The organism is Pelagibacterium sp. (genome assembly GCF_035555455.1).
Lineage (GTDB): Bacteria > Pseudomonadota > Alphaproteobacteria > Rhizobiales > Devosiaceae > Pelagibacterium.
This window is the reverse complement of the sequence record NZ_DATMGM010000040.1, coordinates 14,341-31,599: the sequence shown is the minus strand read 5'-3', so window position 1 is coordinate 31,599 and position 17,259 is coordinate 14,341. Positions and strand designations below refer to the sequence as shown.

The following is a 17,259-nucleotide window of genomic DNA, read 5'->3' as shown; positions in this document are numbered from 1 at the left end:
TCATTTTGGAGGGTGACGATCCGGATCGCCGGGCGGATAGCCCAGCACAAAGGCCTTCGGCTTCGCCCAAGTAGGAAGGCATCGCACGCCGTCAAGGGGCTTCACCCTTTTGATCGCTTCCCACCATCGCTGTCGGCGTCGTCCTCTACATGAAAATCCCCGGCCTGCGCGGCGGCGAGTGGACTGAAGACCGAGCGGTCGGGCTTGATGTCGAGCAGGGGGGTACCGTCGAGGCAATCGAGGCCCCGCACGAGCAGGACCGGCCCCTCGACGCCGACCAGCCTGACGATGGAGCTGCCGATAGGGTTGGGGCGGACGGGCGAGCGAATCGAGAAGGTGCCACGCACCTCGCCGTCGCTTTTGGGACTCTGGAGGACGAGGTCACGCCGCGCGCGATCGAGCCAGTAAAGGACTTCCAGGCGCTCATAGAGCCCCACGTCCTGAAGGGCCGCGACCCAGGGTTCGAAGATTTTGATACGGCAGACCGGCCCGTCGTGCCGCCCCTGCCGGGGACACTCCTTGCGGGAGGTCCATGGCGTTGTGATGCGGCCGATATAGATCAGGCCGGCATCGGCTGGCGGCGGCAGGGTCACCGCAACCTCGTTCCTGCGCAAATCATCGAGGGCTGTCATCGGGGGCCTTCCTCTATGGGGAATTGTGGATCGGGAGCAAGCGGCGCGCAACTGGACGCAAGGCTCGCGGGGAGCCTGCCGATGACCACGCGCACGCCATACAGCCTTTCGATCGCCTCGGGCGTGAGGATATCGGCAACCGGCCCCACGGCGAGCAGGCGATTTTCGTGCATCAGGGCCACCCGGTCGGCGCATAAAAAGGCGTGGTCCGGATTATGGGTCGAAAGCACCACGGCGATGCCGCTGTGTGCGAGAGCCCGAACATGGGACAGCACCCGCATCTGGTTGCCATAGTCGAGGCTGGCCGTGGGTTCGTCCATCACCAATAGGGTCGGCTCCTGCGCCAGCGCCCGCGCGATGAGGGCGATCTGGCGCTCGCCGCCGCTGACCTCGGTATAGGGGCGGTGGGCAAGATGGGCGATGCCCAGGGTTTCCAGGGCATCGAGCGCGATCGTCCTGTCGCGTTCACCGGGGGCGGAAAAAAGATCGATCCGCGCCGCGCGTCCCATGAGCACCACGTCGAGCACGGAAAACGGGAAGGTCGCGGCGTGAGCCTGGGGAACATAGGCCATCAGCCGCGCCCGGTCCCGCCCCGACCAGCGTTCGAGCGGCCGCCCGGCAAGGGTCACCGCCCCGCGTGAGGGGCGGATAAGGCCCAGCAGGGCCTTGAACAGCGTGGTCTTGCCCGCGCCGTTGGGGCCGAGCAGGCACAGCACTTCGCCGGCAGCCAGATCGAGGCCGATATTGTTGCCCACGAGCCTGCGCCCGTAGCCGAAGGACAGGTTTTCGGCCCGCAGCGTCATTGCCACCCCTTGCGGCCCGAAGCCAGCAGCCACAGGAAGAACGGCGCGCCCAGAACCGCCGTCAGGATGCCCAGCGGGATTTCGGTCAATGCGATGGTGCGCGCCAGCATGTCCACCACCAGCAGATAGCCACCGCCCAGCATGAGCGAGGCCGGCAGCAGCACACGAAAATCGGGGCCGACCAGCATGCGCGCAATATGGGGGATGACGAGGCCGATCCAGCCGATGACCCCGGTGATCGAGACGGTCGCGGCGGTCATCAGGGTCGCGGCAGATACCAGCACCAGCTGCAACACCCGTGTATTGACGCCCAGCGTACGGGCTTCCTCCTCGCCCAGCGTCATGAGGTTGATGCGCCAGCGCAGCAGGACAAGCGGCACCAGCCCGATCGTCAGCGCCGGCAGGATGGAGAGAACCTCGCCGCGCGTCACCGCAGTCATGCTGCCCAGCAGCCAGTAGGTGATGGCGGGAAGCTGGTCGTAAGGATCGGCGAGGATCTTGATCAGGGAAATGCCTGCCCCGACCAGCGCGCCGATGGCGATGCCGGCCAGCACCAGAACCAGAACGGGATCACGGTTGCGGATCGCCGCGCCGATGGCATAGACGGCGGCCACCGCCAGAAGGCCGCCTGCGAATGCCGAGGCCTGGATCAGCAGCACGGGCAGCGACAGGAAGATGCCCAGCACCGCGCCGAGACTGGCGCCGGACGACACCCCCAGAATATCGGGCGAAACCAGCGGATTGCGGAACAGGCCCTGATAGGTCGCCCCCGCCGCCGCCAGCACCGCGCCCACCAGCAGCCCGGCCAGAACGCGCGGCAGGCGCACATTCCAGATCACCGTTGTAACGATGGGCTCGGGCGGGTTCCCGGTGAGCGGCGCCAGCAGCGCCCGCCAGACATCGGCGGGCGCCACCGGATACTTGCCGACCATGAGAGAAACCAGGGCGAGCGCAAACAATGCCAGCGCCGATAGTCCAAGCCAAAGCCGGACGGGGGCACGCTTTCCTGTCACCTCGTCCTGGGGGTCGGCGCGGCTATAGAGCACCGGTCAGCAGATCCTCCACCTGTGCATCGGTCAGGTCGACATGGTAGAACAGATCGAAATACGTTTTGACCTGCTCCTGGAGCGGTTCGGCAACGGTCTCAGGGTAGAACAGGTTCTGAAGCCAGCGCACCCCGATCAGCCGGTTGACGCCCGGAGGCGTGTCGAACCAGCCGAAGGGCCGCGAGGGCGCAGCATAGACTGCGCCATGCTGGACAGCGGCGATTTCGGCCCATAGCGGATCGTTGCGCACCGTTTCGGCGAAGTCGGGCCGGGCGGCGATGATCACATCGGGGTTCCAGTCGAGGATCTGTTCGAGCGAGACGTTGGTGAGCCCGCCGGGCCCGGCTGCCGCCGCAACGTTCTCGGCACCCGCATAGGAGAGAAGCTCAAGGTTGATCGAGGTCGCAAGCCCGGTCTCCAGCCCGTCCGCGCCCCGCCCGTAATAGACGCGGGGCCGCTGGTCCTCCGGCGCCGCCGAAACCGCGGCTTCGATATCGGCCAGGGTCTGCTCGGCATAGGCAGCGAGAATTTCCGCCCGCTCCTCGACGCCCAGCAAATCGCCCAGCAGCCGGTAGGTCTCGGCGGTCGTCGCGAAACTGCCGTCAATGAGGATATAGGGGATGCCGGTCTGCTCCTGCACCTGATCGGCCAAGGAGATGTAGGTGTCGTTGACGGTGCCCAGATCGAGGATGATATCGGGCTGCGCGGCCAGCACGGCCTCCATATTGGCGGTGCCGCCCTGTCCGGTCAGCCGGCCATATGTGGGCAGGTCCTGAACCTCGTGGGACAGGAATTCGCGCTGCGCTTCCGAGGGCTCGCTCACCCATCCGGCCAGTTTCTCAGGCGCGAGGGTATAGACCAGCACCGCTGCGGGAGGGCCGGCGGTGAGCACGGTCCCGATCGTTTCCGGGATTTCGACCACACGGCCGCCAGCGTCGGTGAATGTTCTGTCCTGGGCCAGGACAGAGGTGGTGGTGAGCAGCGCCGCCGCGAGCACGCATGATCTGATCAGCATATCTACTTTCCCGATTGCACGATGATGTCCTCAATCGCACTATGGCACATCGATATGTCTGTTCAAACATATCGATGTGCCAATACGGAATTTTCACCCCACGGCGACTATGACGTCGGAGGTTTTGATCGCATCGTTGGTGATCGAGGTGGTAACCACGAACCATGCCGAACAGCAGGCGACCAACACCCACATGTCGAAATTCAAGACCAGAAAAGCGTTGTGGCCGCGCGCGATGCCCACGACAGGCCCCTGCCAAGGCCCACGCTGATCCTGCACGCGCTGCAAATCAACATCAGCGCCGGCCGCCTGCCCGAACCCGAAGCCAACGGCACCCCTTCAGGGCAAAATTCTCAATGATACCAATAGCTTAGACATGATGGCGGAGAGGGAGGGATTCGAACCCTCGGAACGCTCACGCGCTCAACGGTTTTCGAGACCGCCCCGTTCGACCACTCCGGCACCTCTCCGTCTTGGTGACACAGCGTACTGAGGAGTCGCCGCGCAGGTCGTTGGGTGGGCGCTATATGGCATAGCCCTTTGCGCCGGGCAACACCTTGTTTGCATTCCACCCAACCAAGTGCATCGCCACCCGCCCTGCAAGGGGCTTGCGGTTTGCCGCGCCGATGGCAACCATAGGGAAAAGCTTGCCCCCCACGGCACGGAGCCCCGCCATGTATGACCGCGACACTTACGACACAAACGCCGGCCCCCTGGCCATCCTCCCCATTCATCACGCCACCTTTGTCATGGAGTGGAACGGCCAGACGCTCTATTGCGACCCGGTTGGCGGCCCGGAGCGGTTCAAACCCCTGCCCCCGCCCACCCTCGTGATCCTCACCCACCATCACGGCGACCATTTCGACCCCGCCACCCTCGACGCCATCCTTGCCGAGGAGACCACGATCATCGCGCCCCGCATCGTCTATGATCAGATGCCTGCCGATTTCCAGTCCCGTACACGGCTGATGAACAATGGCGACACAACCAGCGTGAACGGCATCACGATCACCGCCATCCCCATGTACAACACCACCCCCGAGCGGCAGAAGTTCCACGAAAAGGGCGTGGGCAATGGCTATCTGTTCGATTTCGCGGGCACGGTGGTTTACCTCGCCTCCGACACCGAGCCGACCCCGGAAATGGCAGAACTGGGCCCGATTGACATCGCCTTTTTCCCCATGAACCTGCCCTATACGATGACCCCCGATCAGGTGGCCGAGTGCATCGCGATCACCGCCCCGCGCTACGTCTATCCCTTCCATTACCGTTTCCCATACGACCAGCCTGCCAGAGAGCCCGTCGAGGTCGAAGCGGAACTGCCCGAGGGCTCGAAGGTTCAGATCGTCGCGCGCGACTGGTACAAGGCCGTCTGAACGCGTTCCGTTCCGGCATCGGGGCTTGACTCAAACCCCGTTTCCACCGATAAGCGGCGCGCAGATGCGCATGGGCTTGCTCGTGCGCTGTTTGCGTTGGTTGAAACACGTTGCCAAAGGCCGCCCGCCGGATGTCCGCATCCGGCCTTATGCAAAGTCTGCGGAACAAGGGCTTTTTCCGCAGCGCCGTCAGGTGCGAAAATCAAGGGAACCGGTGTAACCCGGCCGATAGAAACATGTTTGCAGTCATCAAGACCGGTGGCAAGCAGTACAAGGTTGCTGCCAATGATCTGGTCCGCGTAGAAAAGCTCCCCGGCGAAGCTGGCGATGCCATCACGTTTGAAAACGTGCTGATGGTGGGCGCCGATGCCGATGTCACCCTGGGCACCCCGCTCGTCGAAGGCGCTCTGGTTGCCGGTGAAGTTGTCGAGCAGTTCCGCGACAAGAAGATCATCGTTTTCAAAAAGAAGCGCCGTCAGGGCTATCGCCGCAAGAACGGCCATCGCCAGGAACTGACCCTGGTGCGTATCACGGAAATTCTGACCGGCGGCGCCAAGCCCTCGGGCAAGAAGGCTGCCGCACCGAAAAAGGCTGCCAAGGCCGAAGCAAAACCCGCCGCTGAAGCCGCACCCGCGGCCGAAAAGGCCGAAACCGCTGCAAAGGCCGAGTTCAAGGACGACGTCAAGCTGATCGGTGGCGTTGGCCCCGCGCTGGAAAAGAAGCTCGCTTCCGCTGGCATCACCAGCCTGAACCAGATCGCCGAGTGGACCGACGCCGACATCGCCAAGATCGATGAAGAGCTCGACCTGCGTGGCCGCGTGCAGCGCGACGAGTGGGTCGATCAGGCCAAGGAACTGATCGCCGGCAAGCCCCCGCGCGCCAAGATCGACCAGAAGTAACGACCAATTCCAAGGATTTTGAACCATGGCACATAAAAAAGCAGGCGGTTCGTCCCGCAACGGTCGCGACAGCGTTGGCCGTCGCCTCGGCGTCAAGAAGTTCGGGGGCGAATCTGTCGTCGCCGGCAACATTCTCGTGCGTCAGCGCGGCACCAAGTGGCATCCGGGCACCAATGTGGGCCTGGGCCGCGACCACACCATTTACGCCCTTGTCGATGGCAAGGTGAGCTTTGCCACCAAGGCAGGCGGCAAGAGCTTCATCTCGGTCGAGCCAGTTCAGGCTGCTGAATAAGGCGGCGGATCGATTTCGGCCCGCCGGACCTTTTCGCCGGCGGTGCCCTCGGATATGGATCAGGGGGAGCCGGCGACGGTTCCCCTTTTTCTTTGCCCCGGATTTGTGAGCATGGGTCTGGTTTGTCATCGCAGCGCTGCTTTCCCCCGGCGAGTGCTCTCGCCGGCAGGAGAAATCGTGCGCTTCGACGGATCACAGGGGGAAAAGGCCTTCGCCGGAGCGGAGAGCGCCGCATGATCGACCAACCGCAGATCGTCACCCCCCGCCTCACCCTGCGCCGCCCCAAACTGCGCGATGCGCCGCGCATTGCGGCGCTGCTCAACAATTTTGAGGTCACCAAAAACCTGGCCCGGGTGCCCTATCCCTACACCCTGAACATGGCGGTCGACTGGCTGGTGCGGCAAAAGCGCGACTGGCAACCCGATTCCATCACCTTTGCCATCTGCGATGCGGGGGGCCTGATGGGGTTTTGCGGCATGCACCGGGAAGGCCCCGATGCCGAAATCGGCTATTGGCTGGGCGAGCCCTATTGGGGCAAGGGCTATATGACCGAGGCCGCCACCGCCGTGATCGACTGGTATTTTTCCATCACCGGTGCCAGGCGGATGGTCTCGGGGGTTTTCTATTTCAATGCCGCATCGCTGGCGATCCAGGAAAAGCTGGGGTTCACCCGCACCGGGCTGGGCAAGCGAATCTGCCTTGCCCAAAACACCGACATCGACCATATCGAAACCGAACTGACACGGGACGCCTTCTATAAGGCGCTTGAAACACTATGAAATTCCTCGACCAGGCCAAGGTTTACACCCGTTCGGGCAATGGCGGGGCAGGCTCAGTTGCCTTCCGGCGGGAAAAATTCATCGAATTTGGCGGCCCCAATGGTGGCAATGGCGGGCGCGGAGGCGACGTCATCGTCGAATGCGTCGACGGGCTCAACACCCTGATCGACTATCGCTATCAGCAGCACTTCAAGGCCGGCACCGGCATGCACGGCATGGGCCAGAACCGCACCGGAGCCGATGGACCCGATGCAATCCTCAAGGTGCCGGTCGGCACCCAGATCTTTGAAGAAGACGGCGAAACGCTCATTGCCGACTTCACCGAAGTCGGCCAGCGCCACGTGCTGCTCGAAGGCGGCAATGGCGGCTTTGGCAATGCGCATTTCAAATCCTCGACCAATCAGGCGCCCCGCCGGGCCAATCCCGGCCTCGCCGGCGAGGAAAAGTGGATCTGGCTGCGCCTCAAGCTGATTGCCGATGCGGGCCTTGTGGGCCTGCCCAACGCGGGAAAGTCGACCTTCCTGTCGGCGGTGACCGCCGCCCGGCCCAAGATCGCCGACTATCCCTTCACCACGCTCTATCCCGGGCTGGGGGTTGTGCGCGCCGGTTCGCGTGAGTTCGTTCTGGCCGATATTCCCGGCCTCATCGAAGGCGCGTCCGAAGGGGCCGGTCTGGGCGATCGGTTCCTTGGCCATGTCGAGCGCTGCGGCGTGCTGATCCATCTGGTGGATGGCACGCAGGAGGATGTGGTCGGGGCCTATCGTACCATCCGGGGCGAGTTGGAGGCCTATGGCGGAGGCCTTGCCGAAAAGCAGGAAATCCTGTGCCTCAACAAGATCGACGCCCTCGATCCCGAAACGCTGGCCGAGCGCAAATCGGCGCTGGAGCACGAATCGGGCGGCGACGTTCTCACCATCTCCGCCGCCACCGGCAACTCTGTCGACGCCGTGCTCTATGCGGTGCTCGACGTGCTGGACCAGAACCGCATGGACCTCGACGACGCCGCAGGCGCAGCGACTCGGGAAAAATGGACCCCCTGATGAAGACTGGCGCGCAACACGACAACGCTCTGGCCGGTTACCGGCGCATCGTCGTCAAGATAGGCTCTGCCCTGCTGGTCGATGAAAAAACCGGAAAGCTGCGCGCCGACTGGCTCGCGGCGCTGGCCAAGGATATCGCCGATCTCAAGGCCGAAGGACGCGACATCGTGATCGTCTCGTCGGGAGCGATCGCGCTCGGTCGACGGCTGCTCGATCTTTCCGGCAAGTCCCTGCCCCTCGATCAGAGCCAGGCCGCTGCCAGCGCGGGCCAGATCGCGTTGTCCCAGGCCTGGGCCAGCCATCTGGGCCAGCACGGGATCACCACGGGCCAGATTCTGCTCACCCCCAACATTACCGAAGAGCGCCGCTATTTCCTCAACGCCCGCACGACCATCAAGACCCTGTTGGGGCTGGGGGCCGTGCCGATCATCAATGAAAACGATTCCGTGGCGACCTTCGAAATCCGCTACGGGGACAATGACCGGCTCTCGGCGCGCGTCGCCACCATGATCGAGGCGGACCTGCTGGTCCTGCTCTCCGATATCGATGGCCTTTACACCGCCCCTCCGGCGCGCAATCCCGATGCCCGTCACATTCCCCATGTGGCTGCCATCACCCCCGAGATCGAGGCTATGGCCGGCGGAGCCGCCAGCCATCTGTCGCGCGGCGGCATGACCACCAAGATCGGCGCGGGCCAGATTGCCACCCAGGCCGGCACGGCGATGATCGTGGCGCTGGGCACCGCTCCTAACCCGCTGCGCAGCCTGACCGAAGGCGCACGCCACACGTTTTTTGCTCCGGCAGAAGGCACCCGCGCCGCGCGAAAACGCTGGATCATGGGCACGCTCGATCTGTCGGGCCGCATCACCATCGATGACGGTGCCGTCCGCGCCCTCAAGGCGGGCCGTTCGCTGCTGCCCATCGGCGTCGTCCGGCTCGAAGGCGCTTTCACGCGCGGCGATACCGTCGCGGTCTGCGATCAGCTCGGCCATGAAGTGGCGCGCGGCCTTGCTGGCCTCGATCGCGACGCCGCCGATCTGGTCATCGGAAAGAATAGCGAAACCATCAAGGACCTGCTCGGAGCCGGTACGCGCACCGAACTGGTCCATCGCGACAACCTCGTGCTTTTGACCCAATAGCGCTACATAAAGACCTGGAGGCTAGAATGAGTGCAGCTGCACCTCAGTCCGATACCCTGATCACCGTCATGGCAGAACTCGGTCGCCGGGCGCGCGCTGCTGCGTCGGTGCTTGCCCATACCTCCAGCGACAAGAAGACCACGGCGTTGCAGGCCGCGGCCCGCGCCATCGACACCAACCGCTCAACGATCCTTGCCGCCAATGCGCAGGACGTTGAGGCGGCCAAAGCTGGCGGCATGAGCGCCGCCTTCATCGACCGGCTGGTGCTCAATGATGCGCGCCTCGATGGCATCATCGAAGCGCTGGAAACGGTCGCGGCCCTGCCCGACCCGGTCGGCACCGTGATTGCCAACTGGCAGCGTCCCAATGGTCTCGACATCTCGCGCGTACGCACTCCCCTGGGGGTGATCGGGGTGATCTTTGAATCGCGCCCCAACGTCACCGCCGATGCAGGCGCGCTGTGCCTCAAGGCCGGCAACGCCGTCATCCTGCGCGGCGGCTCGGACAGCGTCCACTCGTCACGCGCCATCCACGCCTGCCTCGTCGAGGGGCTGCGCGCCGCTGGCCTGCCCGAAGACGCGATCCAGATCGTGCCCACCACCGACCGCGCTGCCGTGGGCGAAATGCTCAAGGGGCTGGGCGGCACTCTGGACGTCATCGTACCGCGCGGCGGCAAGGGTCTCGTGAGCCGCGTACAGGCTGAAGCCCGCGTCCCGGTCTTTGCCCACCTTGAAGGCCTGGTCCACATCTATGTGGACAAGAGCGCCGATGTCGATCTGGCCGTCAAGGTCATCACCAACGCCAAGATGCGGCGCACCGGCATTTGCGGTGCGGCAGAAACTTTACTCATCCATCAAGACGCTATCTCCACCCATCTTGCGCCGATTATCCAGCAACTTTTAGCCAACAATTGCGAGGTTCGGGGCGACGAAACCGTCCAGCGCCTTATCGCAGAAGCCCGTCCCGCGACCGAGGAAGACTGGAAAACCGAGTACGAAGACGCCATCATTTCGGTCAAGACCGTGGCCGACGTCTCCGAGGCCATCGCTCATATCGAGCACTATTCCTCGCACCACACCGAGGCTGTAATCGCCGAGGATCCGGCGGTTGTAGAGCGTTTCTTCAACGAAATCGATTCGGCGATTCTCATGCACAACGCCTCCACCCAGTTCGCCGATGGCGGCGAATTCGGCTTTGGCGGCGAGATCGGAATCGCCACCGGCAAGATGCATGCCCGCGGCCCCGTCGGCGTCGAACAGCTCACCAGCTTCAAATACCTCGTCCGCGGCACCGGGCAGACCCGCCCTTGACGAATCCTGTCGTCATCCCCGGCATCACCGACCTGCCGCCCTCAGCGCCGGGCATGCGCATTGGGCTGTTCGGCGGCAGCTTCAACCCGCCGCATGCCGGGCATCGGCTGGTGTCCCATGAAAGCCTCAAGCGTCTCAAGCTCGATGCGATCTGGTGGCTGGTGACCCCGGGCAATCCGCTCAAGGACCGCACGGAGCTGGCCCCCTTGACCGACCGCGTGCTCGCGGCGCGCGCGATTGCCGACCACCCGCGTGTCAAAGTGACAGCGTTCGAGGCAGCGCATGGATTTACCTATACATATCAGACGATTGCCTATTTGACCCGCACTCTTCCCGATCGCCGGTTCGTGTGGATCATGGGGGCCGATGGCCTTTCGAGCTTTCACCTGTGGGAGCGGTGGGAGGACATTTTCTCCCTCGTTCCCATTGCCGTTTATGTGCGTCCCGGCTCAACCCGACGCGCGCCGTTTTCAAAGGCAGCACTGCGCTTTTCCAACGCGCGGATCGAGGAGGCCGACGCCGTTGGCCTCGCCACAATGCCGGCCCCCGCCTGGGTGTTCCTGCATGGATTGATGAGCCCGCTATCGTCAACGCAATTGCGGGACGGGACAGCGCTTGACCCCAAAACCGCCCCTTCCGATTAACCGTCTCATTAACGACATTAAGTCATGATGACGTTGATTGCTGCTCTTGGCAAAGCGCCGCGTGACACGCATATTGGGCCAACCCCATATGGACAACGCCAGGACAAGGAAACTGTACAGGCTTGATGACCCAGCACATGCCCCACCGGACGGAGGACCACTCGTAATGGCTCCGACCCACCACAAGCCGGTTTCGATCGATACCGCGCCCGACCCCGCGCCCAAAGCCCCCCTTCTTGACCTGATCCTGACGGCTCTCGACGACGCCAAGGCCGAAGACACCGTCGCCATCGATATCACCGGGAAGTCGTCGCTTTCCGATCACATGATCGTAACCTCGGGACGGTCCAACCGTCACGTGGCGGCTGTTGCCGACCAGGTGGTCCGCGCGCTCAAGGAAGCTGGCTACGCCAAGCCCCGCATCGAAGGGCTGCCCGCTGCCGACTGGGTGCTTGTCGACGCGTCCGATGTGATCATTCACATTTTCCGCCCCGAAGTCCGTGAGTTTTACAACATCGAAAAGATGTGGGCAGCGGATTTCGGCACCGACGCGCACTAACCGCGCTTAGGCCCGTATGCGCATCTCGATCGTCGCTGTAGGGCGGATGAAGGCCGGACCCGAGCGGGAGCTTGCGGCGCGCTTTCTCGACCGGGCGCTCACCAGCGGCAAGGCGCTCGGGTTATCGGGTTTTTCTGTTACCGAACTCCCCGAATCCCGAGCATCCAGCGCCGATGCCCGCAAGGCCGAAGAAGCACGCGCCATTGAAGATGCTCTCCCCGAACGGGCCGTGCTGATTGCGCTCGATGAGCGTGGGAAATCTGTTTCCAGTCTCGATTTTGCCAACCGCATCGGCCAGTGGCGAGACATGGGTCGGACCGCGTTGGTTCTGGTCCTTGGCGGGGCCGATGGCCTTTCTCCGCAATTGCGGACTGCCGCCGATCTGGTGCTCTCGTTTTCCGCCATGACCTGGCCGCACCAGCTGGCGCGCATCCTGGTCGCCGAACAGCTCTATCGGGCGACGACAATTTTGTCCGGACACCCCTATCACCGGGGCGATTGATGGCCGTGTGTCTGCTATTGTCCGCGCTGATTCGGAGTTTGTCGGTTTGAGTCTGACCGTGGGACCGTTCCATTTGCGCCCGATACATACCGTGCTGCTTGCAGCGCTGGGCATGGCGTTGTGCATCGCACAGCCCTCTGCGCAGGACGATATCACCGCCGATACGATCCCTTCACCTCAACTCGAAGGGGCAGCCGTCACCGCCCAGGGCGACCTTGATACCGTTCGCGGAGAAATCGACCTCAGTAACGAGCGCATCGAAGCAATCCGGGCCGAGATCGAAGCGCTCGATGGCGATGCCACGCGACTGGGAGCCGAACTTGTGGCCGCCGCCCAGCGGGTCGATCTGGCCGATGATGATATCCGCTTGGTGGAAGAGCGCCTCGAAGCCCTGTTTGCTTCAGAACGGACCGTACGTCTGCGCCTCGATGGCCATGACAGGGCTATCTCCAACCTGCTGGCCTCCCTGCAACGCATTTCCGCCCAACCGCCTCCAGCGATCATCGTCGATCCCGCCGATGCGCTCGGCTCGGCCCGCGCCGCATTGCTGCTCGGGGCGGTCTTGCCGCAATTGCAGGAAAAGGCGCAGACGGTCACAGACAGTCTAGGGGAGTTGCTGGCTCTCAAGCAGACCGCGCTGGAGGAGGCCGAGCGCCTCAACGCAAATCTGACGACGCTGAACGAGGAACGCCTGCGCATTGCCACCATCATCGAGGCGCGCAAGCACGGGCTCGAATGGCTCAGCGAAGATTTGCTGCGCGAAGAGGCCGAGGCCCAGGCGCTGGCCGATCGGGCGACCTCTCTCGAACAATTGATCGAGGGTCTGGAAAGCCGCATTGCCGCAATCACCGCCGCTGACGAGGCAACCCGCGCCGCCAATTCAGGCCAGCAGATACCGACCCTCGACCCCGAGACCATCGCCCTGGCCTTTGCCGATGACGCACGCACCGAACCCGCGGTGCCGCTGGCGGCAGCCAGAGGATATCTCACCGCTCCGGTAGCGGGCACACCGCGCACCACGTTTGGCGCGGCCGACGGATTTGGCAGCACGTCAAAGGGGCTGACGCTCGAAACCGGGGATCGGGCCACGGTCGTGGCGCCAGCAGATGGATGGGCTGTTTTTGCCGGACCTTTCCTCAATTACGGCCAAATCCTGATTCTCAATGCGGGACAGGAGTATCTCATCGTCCTTGCGGGTCTGGAGACGTTGTCCGTCGAACCAGGCGCCTTCATCAAGATGGGCAGCCCGGTGGGTACGATGGGAAGCGCTGGCGGCCCGCAAGCGAGCGCTGGCGGTTCGGGGCCCGCGCTGTATATTGAACTTCGGGAGGGCGGAAGCCCCATCGATATCCAGGGCTGGTGGACAAGCCAGGCCCTGCAACAGGAAAGTGGAACGAACTGATGGCGGTGGTTTTAAAACGGGTTCTGATCGCCCTGGTGGCAATCGCCGCTTCTATCGGCCCGGTCACGGCGCAGGCGCCGCAAGGCCAGCCCGAGCAGGACGAATTTTACCGTCAGCTCGAACTGTTTGGTCTCGTCCTCGATCGGATCCGCGAGGAATACATCGAAACGCCCGATGAAACCGAACTCATCCGCGCCGCCATTCAGGGCATGCTGACCTCGCTGGACCCCCACTCCGCCTACCTCTCGCCCGAAAGCTTCGCCGATGTACGCGAAGACACTTCGGGAACGTTCGGTGGCCTGGGCATCGAAGTTGTCATGGAAGATGGCCTCGTCAAGGTCGTCACCCCCTACGACGACAGCCCCGCGTCGCGCGCCGGTATTCTTGCCAATGACTATGTTGTCGAAATCGATGGCCAGCAGGTCATGGGTCTCACGCTCGATGAGGCCGTGGAAAAGATGCGCGGGGAAATCGGCACCGACGTCGATCTGGTCATTTCACGCGAGGGCGTCAATCAGCTGATCGACATGACACTGACGCGCGACATCATCGCGCTCACTGTCGTGCGCTGGAATTTCGAGCGCGACGTGCCGGTCATCCGTCTCGCGCGGTTTTCCGGTCAGGCCTATGGCGGGCTCGACACCGCGATCCGCGAAATTTTCGAAGAAAACGATGGGGAAGCCCCGGCGGGCCTCATTCTCGATCTGCGCAACAATCCCGGCGGTCTGGTCGATCAGGCGCAGTTCGTCGCCGATGCCTTTCTCGACAAGGGAGCCGTGGTGCTGACCCGTGGCCGCATCGAAAGCCAGAATTCGCGTTACGACGCCCGGCCAGACGAGCTCGATGCCATGCTCGCCGATGTCCCCATGATCGTGCTTATCAATGGCGGCTCGGCCTCCGCTGCCGAAATCGTTGCCGGAGCGTTGCAGGATCAGGGCCGGGCGACGCTCGTGGGCACGCGTTCGTTCGGCAAGGGCTCGGTGCAGTCGATCGTCCCGTTGGGCTTTGACGGCGCCATGCGGCTGACCACGGCGCGCTATTACACTCCCAACAATCGCTCGATCCAGGCACTGGGCATCACCCCCGATGTCGAAGTGTTCCAGGACGTGCCCGAAGAATTCCAGGGGCGCGACCTGATCATCGGCGAAGCCGGGCTGGCCGGGCACATTCAGGGCGAGACTGAGGAAGAGGCGACGGTCGGATCATCGGTCTATGTCCCCGCCAACCGAGAGGACGACAACCAGCTGCAATATGCGATCGATCTCATTCTGGGCGAAGTACAGGACCCCGCCTTCCCGCCTGACCCCGATGCGATCATCGCCCAGCCGGTCGAGCAGCCCGATGAGGCATCCGCAACGCCCTGACCCGTGATAGGATCTGAGAATCTCTGCATCGGGTTGAGTCGCGCACCGATCCGATGCAGCTTCAGAGCGCTTCCAGCGAAAAGTGGAAACGGCCAATCCCAATGACGGACGAGTTGAACGCACCACTCGGAAAAAACCGTCGCAGCAAACGGCGCGACGGCCAAAGCGCCGCCGCGACATGGACCATGCCCTGGGGCCGTATCGGTGCAGTCCTGCTCGTACTCCTGGTTCTCTGTGTCGGTGCGTGGATCTTGCTCGTCGATGATCCGATGGGAGGCCGTCCGGTCGCCCAGGCCCCGGTCAATCTCCAGCCCGCACCCAACCCCGTGGCGAGGGACCTCGCCACCACGCCCGACCCGATCGTGGTCTCTGAGGCCCGTGCCATCGACGGGCCCTCGATCATCGTCTTGGGCGATGCGCAGCAGACCGCTGATCCCCTCGATCCGCTCGCTCCGGCCGAGGACCTGTTCGAAATGACCTCGGACGGGCCTTTGCCCCGGGTCAGCAGTTCTGGCCTCAAGCCCTACGAGGCCTACGCCCGGCCCTCGATATCGCCGCAAGCGGCAGGTGGGCGCAAACTGATCGCCGTGATCATGTCCGGCCTTGGCCTGAGCGAAGCCACCACCAATGAGGCGATCACGGCCTTGCCCGGCGCAGTCACCCTGGCATTTGCCCCTTATGGCAGCAATCTCAATGCGCTTGCCGACCTTGCGCGCGCCGGCGGCCATGAACTGATGCTCGAAATCCCTCTGGAGCCATTTGATTATCCGCAAAACGACCCCGGCCCCCATACCCTTCTGGTCGAACAGCCCCCGCGCGAAAATCTAGAGAAACTATATTTCCTGCTCTCGCGCATGACCGGTTATACGGGCGTACTCAATCATATGGGAGCACGGTTCACCGCATCCGCCGCCGATTTTGGGCCGGTGATGGAAGAATTGGGCCTGCGCGGGCTGGCCTATCTCGATGACGGCAGTTCCAGCCGATCGGTGGCGCCGCAGCTCGCGCGCCAGAACAGTGTTCCTTATGGCAGGGTCGATAGCTGGGTCGATACCAATCCATCGCAAACCGCTATTCTGGCCGCCCTTGACGACCTCAAGCGCGTTGCGGATGAACGCGGGCAGGCGGTCGGCATCCTGTCGGCACTGCCCGTCTCGATTCGCACCCTTGCGGACTGGGCGGCAGCCCTTGATGAAGACAGCTATCTGCTCGTACCCATCAGCGCGATCTCCAACCATAAGGACGCCCCATGACTTCCCTGCCGTATCGCGATTGCGTCGGCATCGCCCTGTTCAACGCCTCCGGCGACGTCTTTCTGGCGCGGCGGATTTTCACTCCCGGTCCCGACACTTCAGAAGTCGACGCGCCCTGGCAAATGCCACAAGGCGGTATCGATGACGGCGAAGATGCGTTGCGGGCGGCCTATCGCGAGCTCTACGAGGAAACCGGCATCCGCACCATCCGCCTGCTCGCACAGGCGCCGGACTGGATCTGTTACGATCTGCCGGCGGATGTTCTGGGCATCGCTCTGGGTGGCAAATATCGGGGTCAGCGGCAAAAATGGTTCGCCTTCCTGTTTGAAGGCGACGAGGCCGAAATTACCCTCAACCAGAACACGCCCGGCCTCGATCCGGAGTTCGATGCCTGGCGCTGGGAGCGTTTCGACACGGTCGCCGACATCATCGTGCCCTTCAAGCGCCCGGCCTATCTGCAAGTGCAGTCTGTCTTTGCGAACCTGCCGGCGGAAATCCGCGCGAAGGCACCGTGAAGACCATCGGCCTTGTTGGTATCGCCAACACGCAGGCCCTGTCACGCTACCACAATCTCATGGATCGCCTGAGCAATCGGGAACTTCGCCCGGCCGTTCAGGTCCAAGCCATCGAAGTCTCCGACATCGGGCTTGTGCAATCCAGCAGCGATTGGGACGACGTCGGCGCGCGACTGACCCAAGCGGCCCTGCAACTGGAAGCGTCCGGCGCCGGGCTGGTGATATTGGCCGGCAGCACCCTGCATGGTGCGCTCCCCCTAAGCCTACCAGTCTCGATACCGCTGCTCCATATCGCCGATGTCGTGGCCGAGACGCTGATCTGTGACGGTGCTTCAACTTGCGGGCTTCTCGGGTCACGGCAGATCATGGAAACCGATGCCATCAGTGCGCGGTTGCACGCTCGTGGCATCGAAACACTGGTGCCGGAGACGGGCCGAACCAATCTCGACGGCATCATCGGCGAAGAACTCAATCAAGGGATCGTTAACGACGCCTCCCGAGAGGTCTATATCGCTGCCATCGAACAGCTTGCCGCGCGCGGCGTTCAGGCGGTCGTACTGGCTTCAACGACGCTCCCGCTGCTGATTTCCGATGACGATAGCCCGCTTCCCCTTTACGACGCTGCCGCCCTACATGTGGAAGCCGCGCTGGCGACCGTTATGTCGGTGCAATAGCTCACACAAAAAGAG

At 63.3% G+C, this 17,259-nt stretch carries 20 protein-coding genes and 1 tRNA gene; 16 read left to right on the top strand and 5 right to left on the bottom strand.

Going from position 1 to position 17,259, the window contains the following annotated elements:
* Positions 1–101: 101 nt before the first annotated feature.
* The 4 genes from tsaA to VNS12_RS07415 are packed head-to-tail and all read right to left on the bottom strand — an operon-like array spanning position 102 to position 3,496.
* Positions 102–632, bottom strand: a complete 531-nt coding sequence (gene tsaA / locus VNS12_RS07430) for a tRNA (N6-threonylcarbamoyladenosine(37)-N6)-methyltransferase TrmO (protein ID WP_325487191.1) — start codon at positions 630–632, stop codon at positions 102–104.
* Positions 629–1,435 carry an ABC transporter ATP-binding protein gene (locus VNS12_RS07425; protein ID WP_325487190.1) on the bottom strand — a complete coding sequence of 269 codons (807 nt, stop codon included), beginning with the start codon at positions 1,433–1,435 and terminating at the stop codon, positions 629–631. The genes tsaA and VNS12_RS07425 overlap by 4 nt, the downstream gene beginning before the upstream one ends.
* Positions 1,432–2,448 (bottom strand): FecCD family ABC transporter permease, encoded by a 1,017-nt coding sequence (locus VNS12_RS07420; protein ID WP_325487212.1) that lies wholly within the window; start codon positions 2,446–2,448, stop codon positions 1,432–1,434. The genes VNS12_RS07425 and VNS12_RS07420 overlap by 4 nt, the downstream gene beginning before the upstream one ends.
* A 22-nt stretch (positions 2,449–2,470) precedes the next feature.
* Positions 2,471–3,496, bottom strand: a complete 1,026-nt coding sequence (locus VNS12_RS07415; protein WP_325487189.1) for an iron ABC transporter substrate-binding protein — start codon at positions 3,494–3,496, stop codon at positions 2,471–2,473.
* 54 nt (positions 3,497–3,550) lie between these two features.
* Between VNS12_RS07415 and VNS12_RS07410 the strand changes: the two genes are divergently transcribed.
* Positions 3,551–3,856: a hypothetical protein gene (locus VNS12_RS07410; protein ID WP_325487214.1), complete on the top strand. Its 306-nt coding sequence runs from the start codon at positions 3,551–3,553 to the stop codon at positions 3,854–3,856.
* Between the two features lie 20 nt (positions 3,857–3,876).
* Here VNS12_RS07410 and VNS12_RS07405 read toward each other — a convergent pair.
* A tRNA-Ser gene (locus VNS12_RS07405) sits at positions 3,877–3,966 on the bottom strand.
* A gap of 204 nt (positions 3,967–4,170) precedes the next feature.
* Here VNS12_RS07405 and VNS12_RS07400 point away from each other — a divergent pair.
* From VNS12_RS07400 to VNS12_RS07330, 15 genes are all read left to right on the top strand, one after another.
* Positions 4,171–4,872 carry an MBL fold metallo-hydrolase gene (locus VNS12_RS07400; protein ID WP_325487188.1) on the top strand — a complete coding sequence of 234 codons (702 nt, stop codon included), beginning with the start codon at positions 4,171–4,173 and terminating at the stop codon, positions 4,870–4,872.
* 236 nt (positions 4,873–5,108) lie between these two features.
* Positions 5,109–5,771 (top strand): 50S ribosomal protein L21, encoded by a 663-nt coding sequence (locus tag VNS12_RS07395; RefSeq protein ID WP_325487187.1) that lies wholly within the window; start codon positions 5,109–5,111, stop codon positions 5,769–5,771.
* A gap of 25 nt (positions 5,772–5,796) precedes the next feature.
* Positions 5,797–6,063, top strand: a complete 267-nt coding sequence (rpmA, locus tag VNS12_RS07390; RefSeq protein WP_325487186.1) for a 50S ribosomal protein L27 — start codon at positions 5,797–5,799, stop codon at positions 6,061–6,063.
* Positions 6,064–6,296: 233 nt separating this feature from the next.
* Entirely contained in the window at positions 6,297–6,842 is a 546-nt protein-coding gene (locus VNS12_RS07385) for a GNAT family N-acetyltransferase (RefSeq protein ID WP_325487185.1), read from the top strand.
* Positions 6,839–7,882, top strand: coding sequence for a GTPase ObgE (obgE, locus tag VNS12_RS07380; protein WP_325487184.1), 1,044 nt, complete (start codon positions 6,839–6,841; stop codon positions 7,880–7,882). Before VNS12_RS07385 ends, obgE begins: the two co-directional genes overlap by 4 nt.
* Positions 7,882–9,021, top strand: coding sequence for a glutamate 5-kinase (proB, locus tag VNS12_RS07375; protein ID WP_325487183.1), 1,140 nt, complete (start codon positions 7,882–7,884; stop codon positions 9,019–9,021). Before obgE ends, proB begins: the two co-directional genes overlap by 1 nt.
* 26 nt (positions 9,022–9,047) lie before the next feature.
* A complete protein-coding gene (locus VNS12_RS07370; RefSeq protein ID WP_325487182.1) occupies positions 9,048–10,331 on the top strand; it encodes a glutamate-5-semialdehyde dehydrogenase in 1,284 nt (427 codons plus the stop codon).
* Positions 10,328–10,975: a nicotinate-nucleotide adenylyltransferase gene (locus tag VNS12_RS07365; protein WP_325487181.1), complete on the top strand. Its 648-nt coding sequence runs from the start codon at positions 10,328–10,330 to the stop codon at positions 10,973–10,975. The genes VNS12_RS07370 and VNS12_RS07365 overlap by 4 nt, the downstream gene beginning before the upstream one ends.
* Before the next feature lie 166 nt (positions 10,976–11,141).
* A complete protein-coding gene (gene rsfS, locus VNS12_RS07360; protein WP_325487180.1) occupies positions 11,142–11,534 on the top strand; it encodes a ribosome silencing factor in 393 nt (130 codons plus the stop codon).
* A 16-nt stretch (positions 11,535–11,550) separates the two neighbouring features.
* Positions 11,551–12,036: a 23S rRNA (pseudouridine(1915)-N(3))-methyltransferase RlmH gene (gene rlmH, locus VNS12_RS07355; RefSeq protein WP_325487179.1), complete on the top strand. Its 486-nt coding sequence runs from the start codon at positions 11,551–11,553 to the stop codon at positions 12,034–12,036.
* A gap of 46 nt (positions 12,037–12,082) precedes the next feature.
* Positions 12,083–13,438 carry a murein hydrolase activator EnvC family protein gene (locus VNS12_RS07350; RefSeq protein ID WP_325487178.1) on the top strand — a complete coding sequence of 452 codons (1,356 nt, stop codon included), beginning with the start codon at positions 12,083–12,085 and terminating at the stop codon, positions 13,436–13,438.
* Positions 13,438–14,802, top strand: a complete 1,365-nt coding sequence (locus VNS12_RS07345; RefSeq protein ID WP_325487177.1) for a S41 family peptidase — start codon at positions 13,438–13,440, stop codon at positions 14,800–14,802. Before VNS12_RS07350 ends, VNS12_RS07345 begins: the two co-directional genes overlap by 1 nt.
* Before the next feature lie 101 nt (positions 14,803–14,903).
* Positions 14,904–16,055 (top strand): divergent polysaccharide deacetylase family protein, encoded by a 1,152-nt coding sequence (locus VNS12_RS07340; RefSeq protein WP_325487176.1) that lies wholly within the window; start codon positions 14,904–14,906, stop codon positions 16,053–16,055.
* Positions 16,052–16,570, top strand: coding sequence for an RNA pyrophosphohydrolase (locus tag VNS12_RS07335; RefSeq protein WP_325487175.1), 519 nt, complete (start codon positions 16,052–16,054; stop codon positions 16,568–16,570). Before VNS12_RS07340 ends, VNS12_RS07335 begins: the two co-directional genes overlap by 4 nt.
* Entirely contained in the window at positions 16,567–17,244 is a 678-nt protein-coding gene (locus tag VNS12_RS07330) for an aspartate/glutamate racemase family protein (RefSeq protein ID WP_325487174.1), read from the top strand. Before VNS12_RS07335 ends, VNS12_RS07330 begins: the two co-directional genes overlap by 4 nt.
* Positions 17,245–17,259: the final 15 nt, after the last annotated feature.

What these genes read in the sequence shown, in the direction of transcription:
- VNS12_RS07335 (WP_325487175.1), top strand. Translation starts at nt 16,052, where the DNA reads ATGACTTCCCTGCCGTATCGCGATTGCGTCGGCATCGCCCTGTTCAAC.
- VNS12_RS07385 (WP_325487185.1), top strand. Translation starts at nt 6,297, where the DNA reads ATGATCGACCAACCGCAGATCGTCACCCCCCGCCTCACCCTGCGCCGC.
- VNS12_RS07425 (WP_325487190.1), bottom strand. Translation starts at nt 1,435, where the DNA reads ATGACGCTGCGGGCCGAAAACCTGTCCTTCGGCTACGGGCGCAGGCTC.
- rsfS (WP_325487180.1), top strand. Translation starts at nt 11,142, where the DNA reads ATGGCTCCGACCCACCACAAGCCGGTTTCGATCGATACCGCGCCCGAC.
- VNS12_RS07415 (WP_325487189.1), bottom strand. Translation starts at nt 3,496, where the DNA reads ATGCTGATCAGATCATGCGTGCTCGCGGCGGCGCTGCTCACCACCACC.
- VNS12_RS07395 (WP_325487187.1), top strand. Translation starts at nt 5,109, where the DNA reads ATGTTTGCAGTCATCAAGACCGGTGGCAAGCAGTACAAGGTTGCTGCC.
- VNS12_RS07370 (WP_325487182.1), top strand. Translation starts at nt 9,048, where the DNA reads ATGAGTGCAGCTGCACCTCAGTCCGATACCCTGATCACCGTCATGGCA.
- rlmH (WP_325487179.1), top strand. Translation starts at nt 11,551, where the DNA reads ATGCGCATCTCGATCGTCGCTGTAGGGCGGATGAAGGCCGGACCCGAG.
- VNS12_RS07340 (WP_325487176.1), top strand. Translation starts at nt 14,904, where the DNA reads ATGACGGACGAGTTGAACGCACCACTCGGAAAAAACCGTCGCAGCAAA.
- VNS12_RS07410 (WP_325487214.1), top strand. Translation starts at nt 3,551, where the DNA reads ATGTCTGTTCAAACATATCGATGTGCCAATACGGAATTTTCACCCCAC.
- rpmA (WP_325487186.1), top strand. Translation starts at nt 5,797, where the DNA reads ATGGCACATAAAAAAGCAGGCGGTTCGTCCCGCAACGGTCGCGACAGC.
- VNS12_RS07345 (WP_325487177.1), top strand. Translation starts at nt 13,438, where the DNA reads ATGGCGGTGGTTTTAAAACGGGTTCTGATCGCCCTGGTGGCAATCGCC.
- VNS12_RS07400 (WP_325487188.1), top strand. Translation starts at nt 4,171, where the DNA reads ATGTATGACCGCGACACTTACGACACAAACGCCGGCCCCCTGGCCATC.
- obgE (WP_325487184.1), top strand. Translation starts at nt 6,839, where the DNA reads ATGAAATTCCTCGACCAGGCCAAGGTTTACACCCGTTCGGGCAATGGC.
- proB (WP_325487183.1), top strand. Translation starts at nt 7,882, where the DNA reads ATGAAGACTGGCGCGCAACACGACAACGCTCTGGCCGGTTACCGGCGC.
- tsaA (WP_325487191.1), bottom strand. Translation starts at nt 632, where the DNA reads ATGACAGCCCTCGATGATTTGCGCAGGAACGAGGTTGCGGTGACCCTG.